We start from the raw sequence: 14,675 nt of genomic DNA, 5'->3' as shown, positions 1-14,675 counted from the left end.
CTGGTTCCGGTTGCCCTCGCCTCGTTCCCATCCCGGGGAACGAAGCGACCGAAGCCGCGTGAAAACGAAATGCGATCATGGCAAAGCGCATCTGGCGCGAAAAGATGCTGACATGGGTGTCAGCAAAAAACCGCCATAATGTTGCGAAACTGTCACAATCCATTGCAGAAAACACAATTGGTATGAATGTGACGCAAAGGGCGATCTGGTATTTTACCGGAAGCGCCTTGATAGATTCCCGCATCCTTTGGATTTTTTGTCACGATTTTGAGACATAAAATATCATGGACTGTCGGAAAACGAGCAAATCGGCATGGATTGCTCAAAAAGCACGGCTTTAAAAATCCGCTGAAAAGGCGCAAAACGCCCGTTCTGCGAATTGACACATAATATCCATGTTTTTGAAAGATTAAGCGCCCGTCACCCGGCGGAGGGCAAAATCAGCAGCGGGTCCAATCGCGCCGCGCGCCAGCGCAGGCTCCAGTGCAAATGCGGGCCAGTGGCACGACCGGTCATGCCGACCAGACCCAGCGGCTGCCCTTGAGGCACCCGATCCCCCTCACGCACCAAAAGGCGCTGGGCATGCAGGAAGGCCGAATTGAGCCCCATGCCATGGTCCAGCATCAGCAGATTGCCTTCCTGCGTGAAGGGCGCCTGCGCCGCCAGCACCACCACGCCATCGGCGGGCGCAACATAGGTCGCCCCCGCGCCCGGCGCGATGTCCAGACCGCTGTGATAAGCTCCCGGCGTGCCGCGATAGATGCGCTGCGACCCGAAACGTCCTGAAATCCGCCCATGCGCGGGCCAGACAAAGGCCTGCCGCCAGCCCGTGGCGCCGGTCACCTGCGCACGCGCAACCTCGATCCGCGCCAGCTCCACCGCGCGGAGTTTGGCGAAAGCCTCATCGGGCACGGCGGGGGGATGGAAGGGAGCATCCACATGCTCGATCGGCCAAGCCCGCGGGGCGATGGCCAGCGTGCGGCTGCTGATGCCTGCAGCGCCATAATCGGCGGTCAGTGTGGCCGTGGGCGGCGCATCGCGGTCAAAGGCGAGGAAGAAGCGGCCATCCGGATCGCAATCCACCGCCTGACCGCCAAGCGACAGGCGCGGCTTGCCCGTCACCTGCCCGCGTGCCCAGCCACCTTGCATCAGCACGCCAATCGGATCGGCCAAAGGAGGCGCTTTCGGGGCGGCTGCCCCAAGCTGCACGGGGATCAGGCTCAGCCCCAATCCGGCCAGCGCCCCGCGGCGGGAGATCACAAGCCCAGCATGCGCTTCGTGGCGATCTCCGGGCTGGCATAGGCTTCCTGCCACTCGACACTCCAGTAACGGAGCGAGTCGAGCGGGATCTTTTCACCCGTAACAGCGCAGACAACATGGCTGCCCGGGCTCACCATACGGAAGCCACTGGGTTCATAGCGCAACACGGCGATACGTTCGGCAGAATTCATCAACATCTAACCTTACTACCATCTTTGGCGCCACGCTCCAATGCCATCGGGCGCGTCAGCCGAACAGGTCGTCCTGTACGGGCTTTTCCGAGGTTTCACTGCGGCGCGGCGCGGCCTTACGGGGAGCCGGACGCGGCTGAACCGCCTCTGAATCCAAGGGGGCAACGTCGAGCAGGCCATCGCGGAAATGCAACGTCAGCCGCGCCTCGGCCGAGGCCTGAGCATGGCCCACCAACGTGCGGCCATCCTCGCCGGTCACCCGCACATAGCCCCGCGCCAGCACGGCATCAGGATTAAGACTGGCCATCACCCGCGTCACGCCATCGAGCCGCCGCCCATCCTCACGCAGGCGCGCCGAGAGCAGCGCGGGATTGAGCCTCTGTGCCGCCAGCCTTTCGCGCGCGCGTTCCAGTCGCGCCGCCAGCAAAGGCAGCGAGAGCCGCCCGGCGACGCGCTGCAACTGCGTGCCAGCAACCTGAGCCCGCCCGGCCAGACCGCGACGCAGCTTTTCGCCAGCTTCATCCAGCGCCTGGGTCGGCTCTTCCAGCAGCGTGCGGGCCGAAGGCAGGCGCTGCGCCCGCACCGCCAGCCTCTCGCGCGACAGGTCCAGCCCGCGCGTTACGGCCCGGCGCTGACGCAGGGCGAATTCGCCCACCGTGGCCAACAGATCCTCGCGCACCGGCACGGCCATTTCGGCGGCGGCGGTGGGGGTGGGCGCGCGGCGGTCGGCGGCGAAATCGGCCAGCGTTGTGTCGGTCTCATGGCCGACGGCGCTGATCACGGGGATCGGGCTCTCGGCGATGGCGCGCACCACCTCTTCTTCGTTGAAACTCCACAGATCCTCGATGCTACCACCGCCGCGCCCGACGATCAGCACATCGGGGCGCGGCACCGGCCCGCCCGGTGCCAAGGCACCAAAGCCGCGCACGGCGGCGGCGACCTGCTGCGCCGCCCCCTGCCCCTGCACCAGCACCGGCCAGAGGATCACATGGCTGGGAAAACGGTCGGCCAGGCGGTGCAGGATGTCGCGGATCACTGCGCCGGTGGGCGATGTCACCACGCCGATCACGCGGGGCAGAAAGGGCAGCGCCCGCTTGCGCTCGGAGGCGAACAGTCCTTCCGCCTCCAGCCGCGCCTTGGTTTTCGCCAGCAGGGCCAGCAGGGCGCCCTCGCCCGCGATCTCCATGCGCTCGATCACGATCTGATAGTTCGAGCGGCCCGGATAGGTGGTCAGCTTGCCGGTGGCGATCACCTCCACGCCATCCTCGGGCAGAAAGCCCAGACGCGCCACGCTGCCCTTCCACATCACGCCATCGAGCCGCGCGCCCTCATCCTTCAGCGCCAGATACAAATGGCCCGATGCCGCGCGCTTCACGCCCGACAATTCGCCCCGCACCCGCACAAAACCGAAGCGATCTTCCACCGTTCGCTTCAAAAGCGCGGAAATCTCGGTGATGGAGAGCGCCTCTGCGTTGTCCCCGGGCGTCTGCTTCGCTACCAGCCCGCCAGGACCATCATCATCGGCATAAGGCGGGTAAGCGGGCATGAACATCCTTCTCCTGGGCTCGGGCGGGCGCGAACATGCGCTGGCGTGGCAGCTGGCGCAATCCCAAGCGGTGCGCAGCGGTGGAAAGCTCTTCGCCGCGCCCGGAAATCCGGGCATCGCGCAAGACGCCGAATGCGTGAAGCTGGATGTGACGAATCACGACGCCGTGGTCGCCTTCTGCCACCTGCAGGCCATCGGCCTTGTGGTGGTCGGCCCAGAGGCGCCGCTGGTCGATGGCCTTGGCGATTCGCTGCGCGCGGCGGGCGTGCCGGTGTTCGGCCCCTCGAAGGAAGCGGCCCAGCTTGAAGGCTCGAAAGGGTTCACCAAGGATCTGTGCGCCCGCGCCAACATCCCCACCGCCGGTTACGAGCGCGTTTCCAGCGAGGCCCACGCCATGGCCGCTCTGGAACGCTTCGGTGCCCCGGTGGTCATCAAGGCCGATGGTCTGGCCGCCGGCAAGGGCGTCACCGTCGCCATGAAGATGGATGAGGCTGTCGCCGCCGTGCAGGACATCTTCGCCGGGCGCTTCGGCTCGGCGGGCGCCGAAGCGGTGATCGAGGAGTTCATGACGGGTGAGGAAGCCAGCTTCTTCGCCCTCACCGATGGCACCAGCATCATGGCCTTCGCCAGCGCGCAGGACCACAAGCGCGTGGGCGAAGGCGACACCGGCCCCAACACCGGCGGCATGGGCGCCTACTCGCCCGCCCCGGTGCTGACGCCCGAGTTGGAAGCCGAGGTGATGGAGCGCATCATCGCCCCCACCGTCAGCACGCTGGCCGCCGAGGGAACGCCCTATTGCGGCGTGCTGTTCGCCGGTCTGATGCTGACCGCCAACGGCCCCAGCCTGATCGAGTACAACGCCCGCTTCGGCGACCCCGAAACGCAGGTGATGATGCGCCGCCTGCAGTCGGATCTGGCCGAGCTGCTGCTGGCCTGCGCCACGGGCGAGCTGGCCTCTGCCAAGCCGCCTGTCTTCAGCAAGGACACCGCGCTGACGGTGGTGCTGGCCGCGCAGAACTATCCCGAAACGCCCAAGAAGGGCGGCACCATCGAGGGCATCGACAAGGCCGAAGCGACAGGCGCGAAGGTCTTCCACGCGGGCACGGCGCTGGATGGAGACACGCTGACCATCAACGGCGGGCGCGTGCTGAACGTCACGGCGACAGGCGCGAATGTGACAGAGGCGCAAAAGGCCGCCTATGCCGCCGTGGATGCCATCACTGCGCCCGACCTGTTCTGCCGCCGCGATATCGGCTGGCGCGAAGTGGCGCGTGAGGCGGAAGGCTGATCGTTAAACGAGGAAGCTGTAGCTGGCCCCGGTGCCGTCATTCGGCAGGTTGAGATCGCTGTTGTAGGTTGGCGCCGGAGTCTCCTGCTCCTTCTGCGACTGAGTCTTCTGCTCAACCTGCGGGCGCAGCTGCTGCGGCTGCGAATCATACTGGGTCCGGGTGACCGTGCTTGATGTCACCGAACTCGTGGAAATGGCCATGGGTTGTGCCTCCTGCGCTCAGGCATTCTATGCGTATACGGCAGGACGGTAGAACATCCGGGTGTTTAAGGGGTTAAAGGAAAAAGATGATGCGAGGGTCATAACCCTCGCGCTCCCTTTAATGTCTGCGTTGGCGCCACGGGTTCGGCCTTGCGCCAAGTTTGCAGCGCCGCAGGCAGGAAATGCCAGCGCTGCGCTATCATCATAGGGTTGAAAGCCTGCGGCGCCTTAGGTCTCGCAGGTGGAGAGCCGAGGCGCAAGGATCGGGCGCCGCTGCCGCTTCGTCGGAAGACGTTATGGGAGCGCGAGGGGGTAACCCCCTCGCACTTTCCTTTTAAGCCTTAAGCCCCGATCTTCTCGGAAACCAAGGCCTTCAGATCCACCTCGGGCCGGGCACCGAAATGGCTGATGATCTCGGCCGCGCAAACCGAGCCCAGAGTCAGACATTCCTCCAAAGAACGCCCGCGCACGAAACCGAACAAGAAGCCCGAAGCGAAGAGATCGCCAGCGCCAGTGGTGTCCACCACGCGCTCGATGGGCTGCGCGGCGACCTGCGCCTGCTGCCCATCGGACACGGCCAGCGCACCTTCCGAGCCGCGCGTCACCACCACCGTGGGCACCTTGCCCGTCAGCGAGGCGAGGCCTTCGTGGCAGTCCTCAAGGCCGGTCAGGGCGGCGAGTTCTTCCTCATTCGCGAAGAGGATATCGATCAGGCCCTCGTTGATCAGGGCGTTGAAGTCGTCGCGGTGGCGGTCGATCACGAAGACGGCCGAAAGGGTGAAGGCCACCTTGCGACCGGCATTCTTGGCGGCGGCAATCGCGCGGCGCATGGCGTTGCGCGGCTCTTCCGGATCCCAGAGGTAGCCTTCAAGGTACAGGACCTGCGCGTCGGCGATGGCCTTGTCGTCCAGCGCGCTGGCGGGCAGGAACTGGCTGGCGCCCAGAAAGGTGTTCATGGTGCGCTGGCCATCGGGCGTCACGAAGATCAGGCAGCGGCCGGTGGGCGAGCTGGCCGGGCCGACGGGCGTGTCGAAGGCGATGCCGCCCGAGCGGATGTCATGAGCGAAGACCTCGCCCAGCTGGTCTTGCGCGACCTGGCCGATGAAGGCGCACTTCGCGCCCAGCAGGGCCAGACCGGCCAGCGTGTTGGCCGCCGAGCCGCCGGAGATTTCGCGCGCCGGGCCCATGGCGTCGTAGAGCACCTTGGCCTGATCGGCGTCGACCAGAGTCATGCCACCGCGCGAGAGGCCCAGCTCCGCGATCAGGGCATCCGCGCAGGGGGCCATCACATCGACGATGGCATTGCCGATGGCGATGACATCGGTGGTGGGCTGGGTCATCAAAGGGCCTTTCCTGAGGGCAATAATCTTTCAGCGCCTAGCGGGCGGGCGGGGCAAGGGCAATGGGCAGATATGCCGGAACGCCAGCAGCGCGCGACAATGCGCATGGGCGGCAATTGACCGCCCCGCATGCTCAGTCCATCACACGCGCCATGAACCTGCCTTTCCATCGCTCTTTTTTCGCGCTTCCTCTGCTGGGTTTTCTCGCCGCTTGCGGAAGCGAGCCGGTTCGGCCCGTCTCCACGCCGCGCCCGCCGCATCATGGGGGCAGCACGGCCACCCCGCCCGCCGCGATCTATCATGCGCCGCCACCTGCCGCGCGCGTGCAGTCGCTGCCGGGGCTGCAGGGGGTGATCGGCGCCACGCAGCCCGAATTGCAGCGCCTGTTCGGCACGCCGCGGCTGGACGTGGTCGAGGGCGATGCGCGCAAGTTGCAATTCAGCGGCACGGCCTGCGTGCTGGACGTCTATCTCTACCCGCCCGCGCCAGGTCAGGCGCCGCGCGCCTCCTACGTCGATGCCCGGCGCGGCACCGATGCGCGCGATGTGGACCGGGCGGCCTGCGTGGCGGCGCTGCGCAAGCGGTGACCCAGCATAGAGTGTGATATGAAAACATCACTCTACCTGAATTTTTGGTTCACTCTGCTGTAAGGGACAAAACGGCATCTCGGCTCCGGGGGCGCAACCGAAAGGACGCACGGGATGAACGAGACGAATCGCAGCCCTTTGGGCCGCCCCGCCGACCCGAACCGGCCGGGCATGAGCCCGGACGATGCCGAGGCGCTGTTGGCCATCAACATGCATGTCCGCTCACCCTCGCCCGAATGGGTGGAGTTTCTGGGCGAGACGATCTCGACCTGGCTGGTGGAACAGCGCGCGCCCGCTGGCGTGATGGATGACACCAAATCGCACTGGCTGCTGGCGCGGATCGATGAGGGCGGGGCAAGCTCGCCCGCGGCTCTGGCGCTGCTGCGGCAATGCTGCGTGAAGGCGCGGGCGGTGCCGGCGGCTTTACTGGCCTATCTGCGGCAGCAGGAAATGCAGATCAGGCTGGTGGACGCCGAAGCGATCACAACCGAAGGCAACGAACGCCGTTTGACGGGGGGCGTGACCGGCGCGTGATCGCTGCGGGCGAGAGTGATGAGGGACTCTCGCCTGAGGTAAGGATTAAACGGTAAAACTCTCACCGCAGCCGCAGCTGCCCTTGGCATTGGGATTGTTGAAGACGAAACCGGCGGTGAAATCGTCCTCCACCCAGTCCATCACCGATCCCACCAGATAAAGCACGCTGGCCCCATCGATGAAGAGCACGCCGCCCGGCGTCTCGATCTTTTCGTCGAACGCGTTGGCCGCGCTGACATAATCCACCGAATAGGCCAGACCCGAACAGCCCCGGCGCGGGGTGGACAGTTTCACGCCCACCGAACCATCGGGAGCGCTTGCCATCAGATGGGCGATGCGCGCCTCTGCCGTGGCCGTCAGCGTGACGGCGGCGGGGCGAGCGCGGCGGGTCTTGGTTTCGGTGTCGCTCATGATCACAGCATCCCCAGTTCGAGGCGGGCTTCGTCGCTCATTTTCGCCGGGTCCCAGGCGGGGTCCCACACCAGGCTGACCTCGGCCTCGCGGATGCCGGGCACGCTGGCGACGCGCAGTTCCACCTCGCCCGGCATGGATTCGGCCACCGGGCAATGCGGGGTGGTCAGCGTCATGGTGATCGCCACCGCGCCATCGGGCGTGATGTCCACGCCGTAGATCAGGCCCAGTTCGTAGATGTTGACCGGGATTTCCGGGTCATAGATCTCTTTCAGCGCATCGACCACCGCCTCATACAGTTCGCCGCCCGGTTCGTTGGGGGCCATGCCGGTGGGCTGCTGGCTGAGGAAACCATCGAGATAGTCGCGCTTGCGCTCGGCCTTTTCCTCGGCACTTTCCGAAGGGGCGGGAGTCACATCCTCCACCCGCGCGCGCGGCGGGGTGGGGGCGGCATCAACCTCTTCCACGGTGAAACGGGGGGCGCCGTTTCCGGCTGTGGACTCGCTCATCCGAAAATCCTCTTGGTTCGCTCGATGCCGCGCAGCAGGGCGGCAATGTCACTGTCATCGCTGTAAAGGCCAAAGCTGGCGCGGGCGGTGGCGGGCACGCCCAGATGCTCCATCAAAGGCTGGGCGCAATGATGCCCGGCGCGGATCGCCACGCCTTCCTCATCCAAGATAGTGCCGAGGTCATGCGGATGCACCCCGTCCATGGAAAAAGACACGATGCCCGCCGCATGATCGGGCCCGAACAGACGGATCGAGTTGAAAGCGCGCAGTTCTCCGCGCAGGCTGTCCACCAGCGAGAGTTCATGGGCGTGGATCGCATCCATGCCGATGGCTTCGACATAATCGATGGCCGCGGCAAAGCCGATCGCCTCGACGATCGCAGGCGTGCCCGCCTCGAAGCGGGTGGGCGCCGGGGCCCAGGTCGTCTTCTCGAAGGTCACGCGGTCGATCATCGAGCCGCCGCCCTGCCATGGCTGCATGGTGGCGAGAACCTCCGCCTTCACCCACAGCGCGCCGATGCCGGTGGGGCCGTAGAGCTTATGGGCGGAAAAGACGTAGAAATCGCAACCCAGCGCGGCCAGATCGAGCTTGAGACGCGGCACGGCCTGACAGCCATCGATCAGCACTTTCGCGCCAACCGATTTGGCCAGCGCCACGGCGCGTTCCACATCCAGCACGCTGCCCAGCACGTTGGAGACATGCGCCAGCGCCACCAGCTTGTGCGCCGGGGTCAGCATGGTTTCGGCAACATCCAGATCGATGCGGCCATCTTCGGTGAGCGGGCAGACATCGATCTCGAAACCGAGCTTGTCGCGCAGAATCTGCCACGGCACGATGTTCGAGTGATGCTCCAGCGTGGAGATCAGAATGCGATCCCCCGCTTTCAGAGTCGCCGCGCCCCAGCTGTTGGCTACCAGATTGATCGCCTCGGTGGCGCCGCGGGTGAAGACGACCTCATGCTCATCGCCGCCGATAAAACGGGCCACGGTGCGGCGCGCCGCCTCGTAAGCCAGAGTCATCTCGGCGCTGCGGGCATAGACGCCGCGATGGACGGTGGCGTAATCCGCCCCCATCGCGCGCACCGTGGCCTCGATCACGGCCTGCGGCTTCTGCGCCGTCGCCCCGCTGTCGAGATAATGCCACACGCCGCCCTCACGGGTTTTCAGGCCCGGAAAGTCGGCGCGGATCTCGGCGAGCGAACGGCTCACAGCGCTTCCTCCAGCAGCTTTTGCGCCAGCGACTGCAGATGGTCGCCTTCTTCGGCGCCATCGAAAGCCTCGGCGATAAAAGCCGAGAGCATCAGCGCCTTGGCCTGCGCAGGCGGCAGACCGCGCGCGGCGAGATAGAACAGCCCGTTGGCGTCCAGCTCACCCACAGCACAGCCATGGGCGCATTTCACATCGTCGGCGTAGATTTCCAGCTCGGGCTTGGCGTTGGCCGTGGCGGTGCGGTCCAGCAGCATGGCGCGCACGCTCTGTTCGCCATCGGTGCCGTCCGCGCCGGGCTCGACCTTGACCTTGCCCAGATAGGTGACGACGCCCTGCCCGCCCGCCACCGAGCGCACCAGCTGACGGCTGACCGCATCGGGATGGGCATGGGTGACCTTGGTGACGATTTCCACCGTCTGACCGGTCTGCGCCAGTTGCGCGCCGCCCAGCGTGAAGTCTGCGCCCTCATGCAGCACCACATCGATCTCAACGCGGGCATAGGGGCCGCCCGCGTTCAGCACATGCAGCGCCGCACTGGCCTTGGCTTCCAGCACCAGCGACAGGCGGGTGACGCCGCCTGCGGTCTGCACGATGGAACGCGCGAAACTGCCGCCAGCGGGAACGGTGATGGTCTCACGCTCGGGCAGCGGCCACAGATCGGCCAGCGCCTTCACATCGGCATAGCGCCAATCTTCCTCGGCGCGGGTGGGAAGGATCTCTGCGACAGCGCTCACTTGCCTGCTCCCCCGAAATTGCGGAGCTGGGCCAGAGCGATCAGACCCTGATGGCGCTTCTCGGCGATGCAAGGCTGCGCCTTGGCGACAATCGCCTGCATCTCGGAGCCGCGCGTCTTGTCGTCACCGGCGCCCTGAGCGATCGCGTTGAGGCGCTCTTCTTCGGGACTGAGGCAAGCCATCAGCGCCTGACAGCCCACCGAATCCACCGCCGAATCACCGCTGGTGTTGCGGGTTTCGCAGCCGAACTTGCCGTCATTGTAGCCCCAGCGGCCCTTCCAGACCTGAAGCTTCTTCTCCAGTTCCGAAAGATCGGAACCGCCATTGCTTTCCGCCGCCTGAGCCACGGTCTGGGCTGCCGATTTGGGCGCCTCGCCCGCGTCGGCAGCAAAACCCTGAAGGGCCAGCAGGGCCGCCAGCACGATCATGCGGCGGCTCCTTCGACAGCCTCATAGCCGCGCTCTTCGAGTTCATGCGCCAACTCGGGGCCGCCGCTCTTCACGATGCGGCCACCGGCCAGCACATGGACGAAATCGGGCTTCACGTAATCGAGCAGGCGCTGATAGTGGGTGATCAGCAGCACGGCCTTGTCGGGGCGGCGCATGATGGCGTTGATACCTTCGCCGCAGATGCGCAGCGCGTCGATGTCGAGGCCGGAGTCGGTCTCGTCGAGAATCGCCAGCTTGGGGTCGAGGATGCCCATCTGCACCATCTCGGCGCGCTTCTTCTCGCCGCCCGAGAAGCCGACGTTCACGGGACGCTTGAGCATCTCCATATCCATCTTGAGCAGCGCCGACTTTTCACGCGCGATCTTCAGGAACTCGCCGCCCGAGAGCGGAGCCTCGCCGCGGCCCTTGCGCTGGGCGTTCAGAGCCTCGCGCAGGAACTGCAGGTTGGAGACGCCGGGGATTTCCACCGGATACTGGAAGCCCAGGAACAGGCCGGCGGCGGCGCGCTCATGCGGCTCCATCTCCAGCAGGTCGGCGCCCTCCAGCATGGCCGAGCCGCCGGTCACCTCGTAGCCGGGGCGGCCGCCCAGCGTGTAGCCCAGCGTGGACTTGCCCGCGCCATTGGGGCCCATGATGGCATGCACCTCACCGGCGTTGATGGTGAGCGACAGACCCTTGAGGATCGGCTTGTCCGCGACGGTGGCGTGGAGATCGGAAATCTGCAACATGGTCAAAATTGCCTTTTAACGGGCTGAAAACAAATGGGCGACGGCGGGGTTTAGCCCACGCTCCCCTCAAGGCTGATGCCCAGCAGCTTCTGCGCTTCCACGGCGAATTCCATGGGCAGCTGCTGCAGCACCTCCTTGGCGAAACCATTGACGATCAGCGCCACCGAAGCCTCCTGATCCAGCCCGCGCTGCATGGCGTAGAACAGCTGGTCGTCGGAGATTTTGCTGGTGGTGGCCTCATGCTCGATGGTGGCGCTGGGGTTGCGCACCTCGATATAGGGCACGGTATGCGCGCCGCAGTCCTTGCCGAGCAGCAGGCTGTCGCACTGGGTGAAGTTGCGCACGCCTTCCGCCTGAGCGGCGACGCGGACCAGACCGCGATAGGTGTTCTGCGACTTGCCCGCGCTGATGCCCTTGCTCACGATGGTGGAGCGGCTGCCCTTGCCATTGTGGATCATTTTGGTGCCGGTGTCGGCCTGCTGATGGTTGTTGGTGACGGCGACCGAGTAGAACTCGCCCACGCTGTCTTCACCGTTCAGCACGCAGGACGGGTACTTCCAGGTGATGGCAGAGCCGGTTTCCACCTGAGTCCAGCTCACCTTGCTGCGCTTGCCCTGGCACAGCGCGCGCTTGGTGACGAAATTGTAGATGCCGCCCTTGCCCTGCGCATCGCCGGGATACCAGTTCTGGACGGTGGAATATTTGATCTCGGCATCGTCCAGAGCGACCAGCTCCACCACGGCGGCGTGAAGCTGATTCTCGTCGCGCTGGGGGGCGGTGCAGCCTTCCAGATAGGAGACATAGGCACCCTTGTCGCAGACGATCAGCGTGCGCTCGAACTGGCCGGTGTTTTCCGCGTTGATGCGGAAATAGGTGGAGAGCTCCATCGGGCAGCGCACACCCTCGGGCACATAGACAAAGGTGCCGTCGGAAAAGACCGCGCAGTTCAGCGCCGAGAAGTAATTGTCGCCCATGGGCACGACCTTGCCCAGCCACTTGCGCACCAGCTCGGGGTACTCGCGGATCGCCTCGGAGATCGAGCGGAAGATCACGCCCGCCGCTTCCAGTTCCTTGCGGAAGGTGGTGGCGACCGAAACCGAATCGAACACCGCATCCACCGCGACCTTGCGCGCACCCTCAACGCCGGCGAGCACCTTCTGCTCCTCCAGCGGGATGCCCAGCTTTTCATAGACGCGCAGAATCTCGGGATCGACCTCGTCGAGCGACTTGGGGCCATCCTTGGTCTTGGGCGCGGCCCAGTAATAGGCCGCCTGATAGTCGATGGGCGGGATGTTCAGCTTGGCCCAATCGGGCATGGGCATGGTCAGCCAGTGGCGATAGGCCTTCAGGCGCCATTCCAGCATCCACTCGGGCTCGTCCTTCTTGGCCGAGATGTAGCGGACCGTATCCTCGGACAGGCCCTTGGGGCCATATTCCTGCTCGATATCGGAAGACCAGCCGTGTTCATACTCGGCCACCCGGGCCGCCGCATCGCGCGCGGCCTGATCGCGGATCTCGACGACCTCGGCTTCGGGCACACTCTGCTCGCTCATTCGCTCAACTCCATCGATACGGCAGGGGCCGCCATCGGTTCATGCAACTCACCAACTTCATGCAGCGCGGCCAGCCGACTCAGCGGCACACTGGCCAGCGCTCCACGCAGCGCCTCATTCACGATCGGCCAGTGCGGACGCACCGCACAGCCCGGTTCCAGCAGGCAATCGGCCCGCCCCTTGTCCACGCAAGGGGTCAGCGCGATCGGCCCTTCGACAGCTTCCACGATCTCGGCCAGCGAGATCGCCTCCGCTCCGCGCGCCAGCGCCAGCCCGCCGCCCGCGCCGCGCGTGGAGCGCAGCAGCCCGGCGGCCACCAGCCGACTCACCAGCTTCTGCACCGTGGGCGCCGGCAAGCCCGATTCCTCGGCCAGCAGAGCAGCGTTCATCTGCGCGCGCTTGCCCCCGGCCACGGCAGTGTCGCCATGGCGCGCTGCTGCTGTCATGGCAACCACGGCATAATCGGCCATGCTGGACAAACGCATGTGGGCACCCCGCTGGGCTGGAAAAGACGGCTCGAAACGCTTCCCGATTTAAATAAGATCGAATCGTTCCGATTTCGAGCCCCTAGGCCCAGTCTTTTCATCGCGCAACGGGGCAAAGCTATCGGTAAGCACAGGAAACATCGCTGTGGCCCGCGCGCATCAGACGAAAGGCCGGGGCAAGCGGCCTAAACAAGCATCTGAGGAGGCAAGAAAAAAGGCGGCCTCTTTAGCCACGCAAGCGCGGAAAGGAGGCCGCCGTCAAGTTCGAGGTCTCGGGGTAAAAACCCTCGAGCCCTTCGGGTCGCGAGTCCGAGGTAAGGCCCAAGATGAACAAATAATTGTAAAGATCCGTCACGACCTGCGACGAGCCCCTAGGTAATCCACGATAAGCCGTTGTTGCCTGCCATCCACCATCACCATGTCCGCCATCGACAGCAGCCCCCCGCCTTGCCATAGGCACCCCATGACCCTGAGCCCCGCCGCCTATGCGCTGATCCGCCCCCTGCTGTTCCGACTCGACGCCGAAAAGGCGCACGGGTTTGCGCTCAACGTGCTGCGCAATGGCGGCCCTCGGCGCGCGCCTGCCAGCGACCCGGCGCTGGCCAGCAACGTGGCAGGCCTGACCTTCCCCAACCCCGTCGGCATGGCCGCAGGCTTCGACAAGGACGGCGAAGTGCCCGACGCGCTGCTGGGTCTGGGTTTCGGCTTTGCCGAGGTCGGCTCGATCACCCCCCTGCCCCAGTCCGGCAATCCCAGGCCGCGCCTGTTCCGCCTGGTGGAGGACCGCGCCGTCATCAACCGCATGGGCTTCAACAATGGCGGGGCGACGGCAGCCCACGCGCGCCTGTCCGAACGCAGGACTCGCGGCGGCATCCTCGGAATCAACATCGGCGCCAACAAGGACGCCACCGACCGCATCGCCGATTACGCGACCGGAGCGAAGCTGTTCTCCCCACTGGCCTCCTATCTGGCGGTGAACGTCTCCAGCCCCAACACGCCGGGCCTGCGCGCGCTGCAAGACCCCGCCGCCCTTGAGGAACTGCTCGACGGCGTAATCGCCGCGCGTGACGCCACCGGCCACCGCCCGCCAGTCTTCCTGAAAGTCGCCCCCGATCTGCAGCCCGCCGATGTGGACGCCATCGCCCGCATCGCCATCGACAAGCAGCTGGGCGCTCTGATCGTCAGCAACACCACCATCGAGCGCCCCGCCCTGCGCAGCCCCCATGCGGGCGAGACCGGCGGCCTGTCGGGCGCGCCGCTGCGCGATATGGCCCAGCAGCGCATCGTCGATTTCCGCAAGGCCACAGGCGGCACGGTGCCGCTGATCGGCGTGGGCGGGATTGCCAATGCTGCGGATGCATGGGCGCGGATTCGCGCGGGGGCCTCTCTGGTGCAGCTCTACAGTGCGATGGTCTATGAGGGGCCGGGGATTGCCCGGGCCATCAACAAGGGATTGCTGGCATTGATGCGGCGGGATGGGTTTGCCTCGATTCAGGAAGCTGTTGGAACATAAAGATAAAAAGAGAAATGCGAGGGCATCGCCCTCGCGCTCCCTTTACTGTCTTCGTTGCGCACAAGGTTCAGCCTTAGAGCAACGTTGCTGCGCCGCAGGCTTTCAACAGCCCTGCTCAGCGACAAACAATCCTGCCTG

At 65.4% G+C, this 14,675-nt stretch carries 18 protein-coding genes; 5 read left to right on the top strand and 13 right to left on the bottom strand.

Going from position 1 to position 14,675, the window contains the following annotated elements:
- The first annotated feature begins 77 nt into the window (after window positions 1-77).
- Window positions 78-278, top strand: coding sequence for a hypothetical protein (locus tag SR3_RS31360; RefSeq protein ID WP_157098893.1), 201 nt, complete (start codon window positions 78-80; stop codon window positions 276-278).
- Window positions 279-420: 142 nt separating this feature from the next.
- On the opposite strand, the gene SR3_RS16105 is transcribed toward SR3_RS31360, so the two are convergent.
- Genes SR3_RS16105 through xseA form a run of 3 tightly spaced genes read right to left on the bottom strand, consistent with a single transcriptional unit; the run spans window position 421 to window position 2,997 of the window.
- On the bottom strand, window positions 421-1,260 hold the full coding sequence (locus tag SR3_RS16105) for a M23 family metallopeptidase (protein WP_068088268.1): 840 nt from the start codon (window positions 1,258-1,260) through the stop codon (window positions 421-423).
- Window positions 1,257-1,457 (bottom strand): DUF2093 domain-containing protein, encoded by a 201-nt coding sequence (locus SR3_RS16100; protein WP_068088265.1) that lies wholly within the window; start codon window positions 1,455-1,457, stop codon window positions 1,257-1,259. The genes SR3_RS16105 and SR3_RS16100 overlap by 4 nt, the downstream gene beginning before the upstream one ends.
- A gap of 49 nt (window positions 1,458-1,506) precedes the next feature.
- Window positions 1,507-2,997 carry an exodeoxyribonuclease VII large subunit gene (gene xseA, locus SR3_RS16095; protein ID WP_157098892.1) on the bottom strand — a complete coding sequence of 497 codons (1,491 nt, stop codon included), beginning with the start codon at window positions 2,995-2,997 and terminating at the stop codon, window positions 1,507-1,509.
- On the opposite strand from xseA, the gene purD reads away from it, so the two are divergent.
- The gene (gene purD, locus SR3_RS16090; protein ID WP_068088262.1) at window positions 2,996-4,285 is read left to right on the top strand and encodes a phosphoribosylamine--glycine ligase; all 1,290 of its coding nucleotides are present in this window, start codon (window positions 2,996-2,998) and stop codon (window positions 4,283-4,285) included. The genes xseA and purD overlap by 2 nt on opposite strands.
- A 3-nt stretch (window positions 4,286-4,288) precedes the next feature.
- On the opposite strand, the gene SR3_RS16085 is transcribed toward purD, so the two are convergent.
- Together SR3_RS16085 and SR3_RS16080 are read right to left on the bottom strand one after the other, a co-directional pair.
- Window positions 4,289-4,486, bottom strand: a complete 198-nt coding sequence (locus SR3_RS16085; RefSeq protein WP_068088260.1) for a hypothetical protein — start codon at window positions 4,484-4,486, stop codon at window positions 4,289-4,291.
- 341 nt (window positions 4,487-4,827) lie between these two features.
- Window positions 4,828-5,826, bottom strand: a complete 999-nt coding sequence (locus tag SR3_RS16080) for an adenosine kinase (RefSeq protein WP_068088257.1) — start codon at window positions 5,824-5,826, stop codon at window positions 4,828-4,830.
- A gap of 62 nt (window positions 5,827-5,888) precedes the next feature.
- Here SR3_RS16080 and SR3_RS30660 point away from each other — a divergent pair, with 62 nt between their 5' ends.
- Window positions 5,889-6,413: a DUF1367 family protein gene (locus tag SR3_RS30660; protein WP_245653947.1), complete on the top strand. Its 525-nt coding sequence runs from the start codon at window positions 5,889-5,891 to the stop codon at window positions 6,411-6,413.
- A 114-nt stretch (window positions 6,414-6,527) separates the two neighbouring features.
- Complete coding sequence (locus SR3_RS16070; protein WP_068088254.1) at window positions 6,528-6,947, top strand: hypothetical protein; 420 nt, start codon at window positions 6,528-6,530, stop codon at window positions 6,945-6,947.
- 45 nt (window positions 6,948-6,992) lie between these two features.
- On the opposite strand, the gene SR3_RS16065 is transcribed toward SR3_RS16070, so the two are convergent.
- Genes SR3_RS16065 through SR3_RS16030 form a run of 8 tightly spaced genes read right to left on the bottom strand, consistent with a single transcriptional unit; the run spans window position 6,993 to window position 13,024 of the window.
- Window positions 6,993-7,358 carry a HesB/IscA family protein gene (locus SR3_RS16065; protein WP_068088252.1) on the bottom strand — a complete coding sequence of 122 codons (366 nt, stop codon included), beginning with the start codon at window positions 7,356-7,358 and terminating at the stop codon, window positions 6,993-6,995.
- A gap of 2 nt (window positions 7,359-7,360) precedes the next feature.
- Window positions 7,361-7,867 (bottom strand): SUF system Fe-S cluster assembly protein, encoded by a 507-nt coding sequence (locus SR3_RS16060; RefSeq protein ID WP_068088249.1) that lies wholly within the window; start codon window positions 7,865-7,867, stop codon window positions 7,361-7,363.
- Window positions 7,864-9,075 (bottom strand): aminotransferase class V-fold PLP-dependent enzyme, encoded by a 1,212-nt coding sequence (locus tag SR3_RS16055; protein WP_068088244.1) that lies wholly within the window; start codon window positions 9,073-9,075, stop codon window positions 7,864-7,866. Before SR3_RS16055 ends, SR3_RS16060 begins: the two co-directional genes overlap by 4 nt.
- The gene (locus SR3_RS16050) at window positions 9,072-9,809 is read right to left on the bottom strand and encodes a SufD family Fe-S cluster assembly protein (protein ID WP_068088241.1); all 738 of its coding nucleotides are present in this window, start codon (window positions 9,807-9,809) and stop codon (window positions 9,072-9,074) included. The genes SR3_RS16055 and SR3_RS16050 overlap by 4 nt, the downstream gene beginning before the upstream one ends.
- Window positions 9,806-10,237, bottom strand: coding sequence for a hypothetical protein (locus SR3_RS16045; protein ID WP_068088239.1), 432 nt, complete (start codon window positions 10,235-10,237; stop codon window positions 9,806-9,808). Before SR3_RS16045 ends, SR3_RS16050 begins: the two co-directional genes overlap by 4 nt.
- Window positions 10,234-10,986, bottom strand: a complete 753-nt coding sequence (sufC, locus tag SR3_RS16040) for a Fe-S cluster assembly ATPase SufC (RefSeq protein WP_068088236.1) — start codon at window positions 10,984-10,986, stop codon at window positions 10,234-10,236. The genes SR3_RS16045 and sufC overlap by 4 nt, the downstream gene beginning before the upstream one ends.
- A gap of 50 nt (window positions 10,987-11,036) precedes the next feature.
- Complete coding sequence (sufB, locus tag SR3_RS16035; RefSeq protein ID WP_068088230.1) at window positions 11,037-12,539, bottom strand: Fe-S cluster assembly protein SufB; 1,503 nt, start codon at window positions 12,537-12,539, stop codon at window positions 11,037-11,039.
- Window positions 12,536-13,024: an RrF2 family transcriptional regulator gene (locus SR3_RS16030; RefSeq protein WP_068088223.1), complete on the bottom strand. Its 489-nt coding sequence runs from the start codon at window positions 13,022-13,024 to the stop codon at window positions 12,536-12,538. Before SR3_RS16030 ends, sufB begins: the two co-directional genes overlap by 4 nt.
- Window positions 13,025-13,487: 463 nt before the next feature.
- On the opposite strand from SR3_RS16030, the gene SR3_RS16025 reads away from it, so the two are divergent.
- On the top strand, window positions 13,488-14,537 hold the full coding sequence (locus SR3_RS16025) for a quinone-dependent dihydroorotate dehydrogenase (RefSeq protein WP_068088220.1): 1,050 nt from the start codon (window positions 13,488-13,490) through the stop codon (window positions 14,535-14,537).
- Window positions 14,538-14,675: the final 138 nt, after the last annotated feature.

Source organism: Novosphingobium rosa NBRC 15208 (assembly GCF_001598555.1).
In the GTDB taxonomy this organism is placed as follows: Bacteria; Pseudomonadota; Alphaproteobacteria; order Sphingomonadales; family Sphingomonadaceae; genus Novosphingobium; species Novosphingobium rosa.
This window is presented reverse-complemented; position numbering and strand designations above follow the sequence as displayed.

Coding starts and splice junctions, on each gene's coding strand:
- SR3_RS31360 (WP_157098893.1), top strand. CDS start 78: ATGGCAAAGCGCATCTGGCGCGAAAAGATGCTGACATGGGTGTCAGCA.
- SR3_RS16100 (WP_068088265.1), bottom strand. CDS start 1,457: ATGTTGATGAATTCTGCCGAACGTATCGCCGTGTTGCGCTATGAACCC.
- purD (WP_068088262.1), top strand. CDS start 2,996: ATGAACATCCTTCTCCTGGGCTCGGGCGGGCGCGAACATGCGCTGGCG.
- xseA (WP_157098892.1), bottom strand. CDS start 2,997: ATGCCCGCTTACCCGCCTTATGCCGATGATGATGGTCCTGGCGGGCTG.
- SR3_RS16085 (WP_068088260.1), bottom strand. CDS start 4,486: ATGGCCATTTCCACGAGTTCGGTGACATCAAGCACGGTCACCCGGACC.
- SR3_RS16080 (WP_068088257.1), bottom strand. CDS start 5,826: ATGACCCAGCCCACCACCGATGTCATCGCCATCGGCAATGCCATCGTC.
- SR3_RS30660 (WP_245653947.1), top strand. CDS start 5,889: ATGGGCAGATATGCCGGAACGCCAGCAGCGCGCGACAATGCGCATGGG.
- SR3_RS16070 (WP_068088254.1), top strand. CDS start 6,528: ATGAACGAGACGAATCGCAGCCCTTTGGGCCGCCCCGCCGACCCGAAC.
- SR3_RS16065 (WP_068088252.1), bottom strand. CDS start 7,358: ATGAGCGACACCGAAACCAAGACCCGCCGCGCTCGCCCCGCCGCCGTC.
- SR3_RS16060 (WP_068088249.1), bottom strand. CDS start 7,867: ATGAGCGAGTCCACAGCCGGAAACGGCGCCCCCCGTTTCACCGTGGAA.
- SR3_RS16045 (WP_068088239.1), bottom strand. CDS start 10,237: ATGATCGTGCTGGCGGCCCTGCTGGCCCTTCAGGGTTTTGCTGCCGAC.
- sufC (WP_068088236.1), bottom strand. CDS start 10,986: ATGTTGCAGATTTCCGATCTCCACGCCACCGTCGCGGACAAGCCGATC.
- sufB (WP_068088230.1), bottom strand. CDS start 12,539: ATGAGCGAGCAGAGTGTGCCCGAAGCCGAGGTCGTCGAGATCCGCGAT.
- SR3_RS16030 (WP_068088223.1), bottom strand. CDS start 13,024: ATGCGTTTGTCCAGCATGGCCGATTATGCCGTGGTTGCCATGACAGCA.
- SR3_RS16025 (WP_068088220.1), top strand. CDS start 13,488: ATGACCCTGAGCCCCGCCGCCTATGCGCTGATCCGCCCCCTGCTGTTC.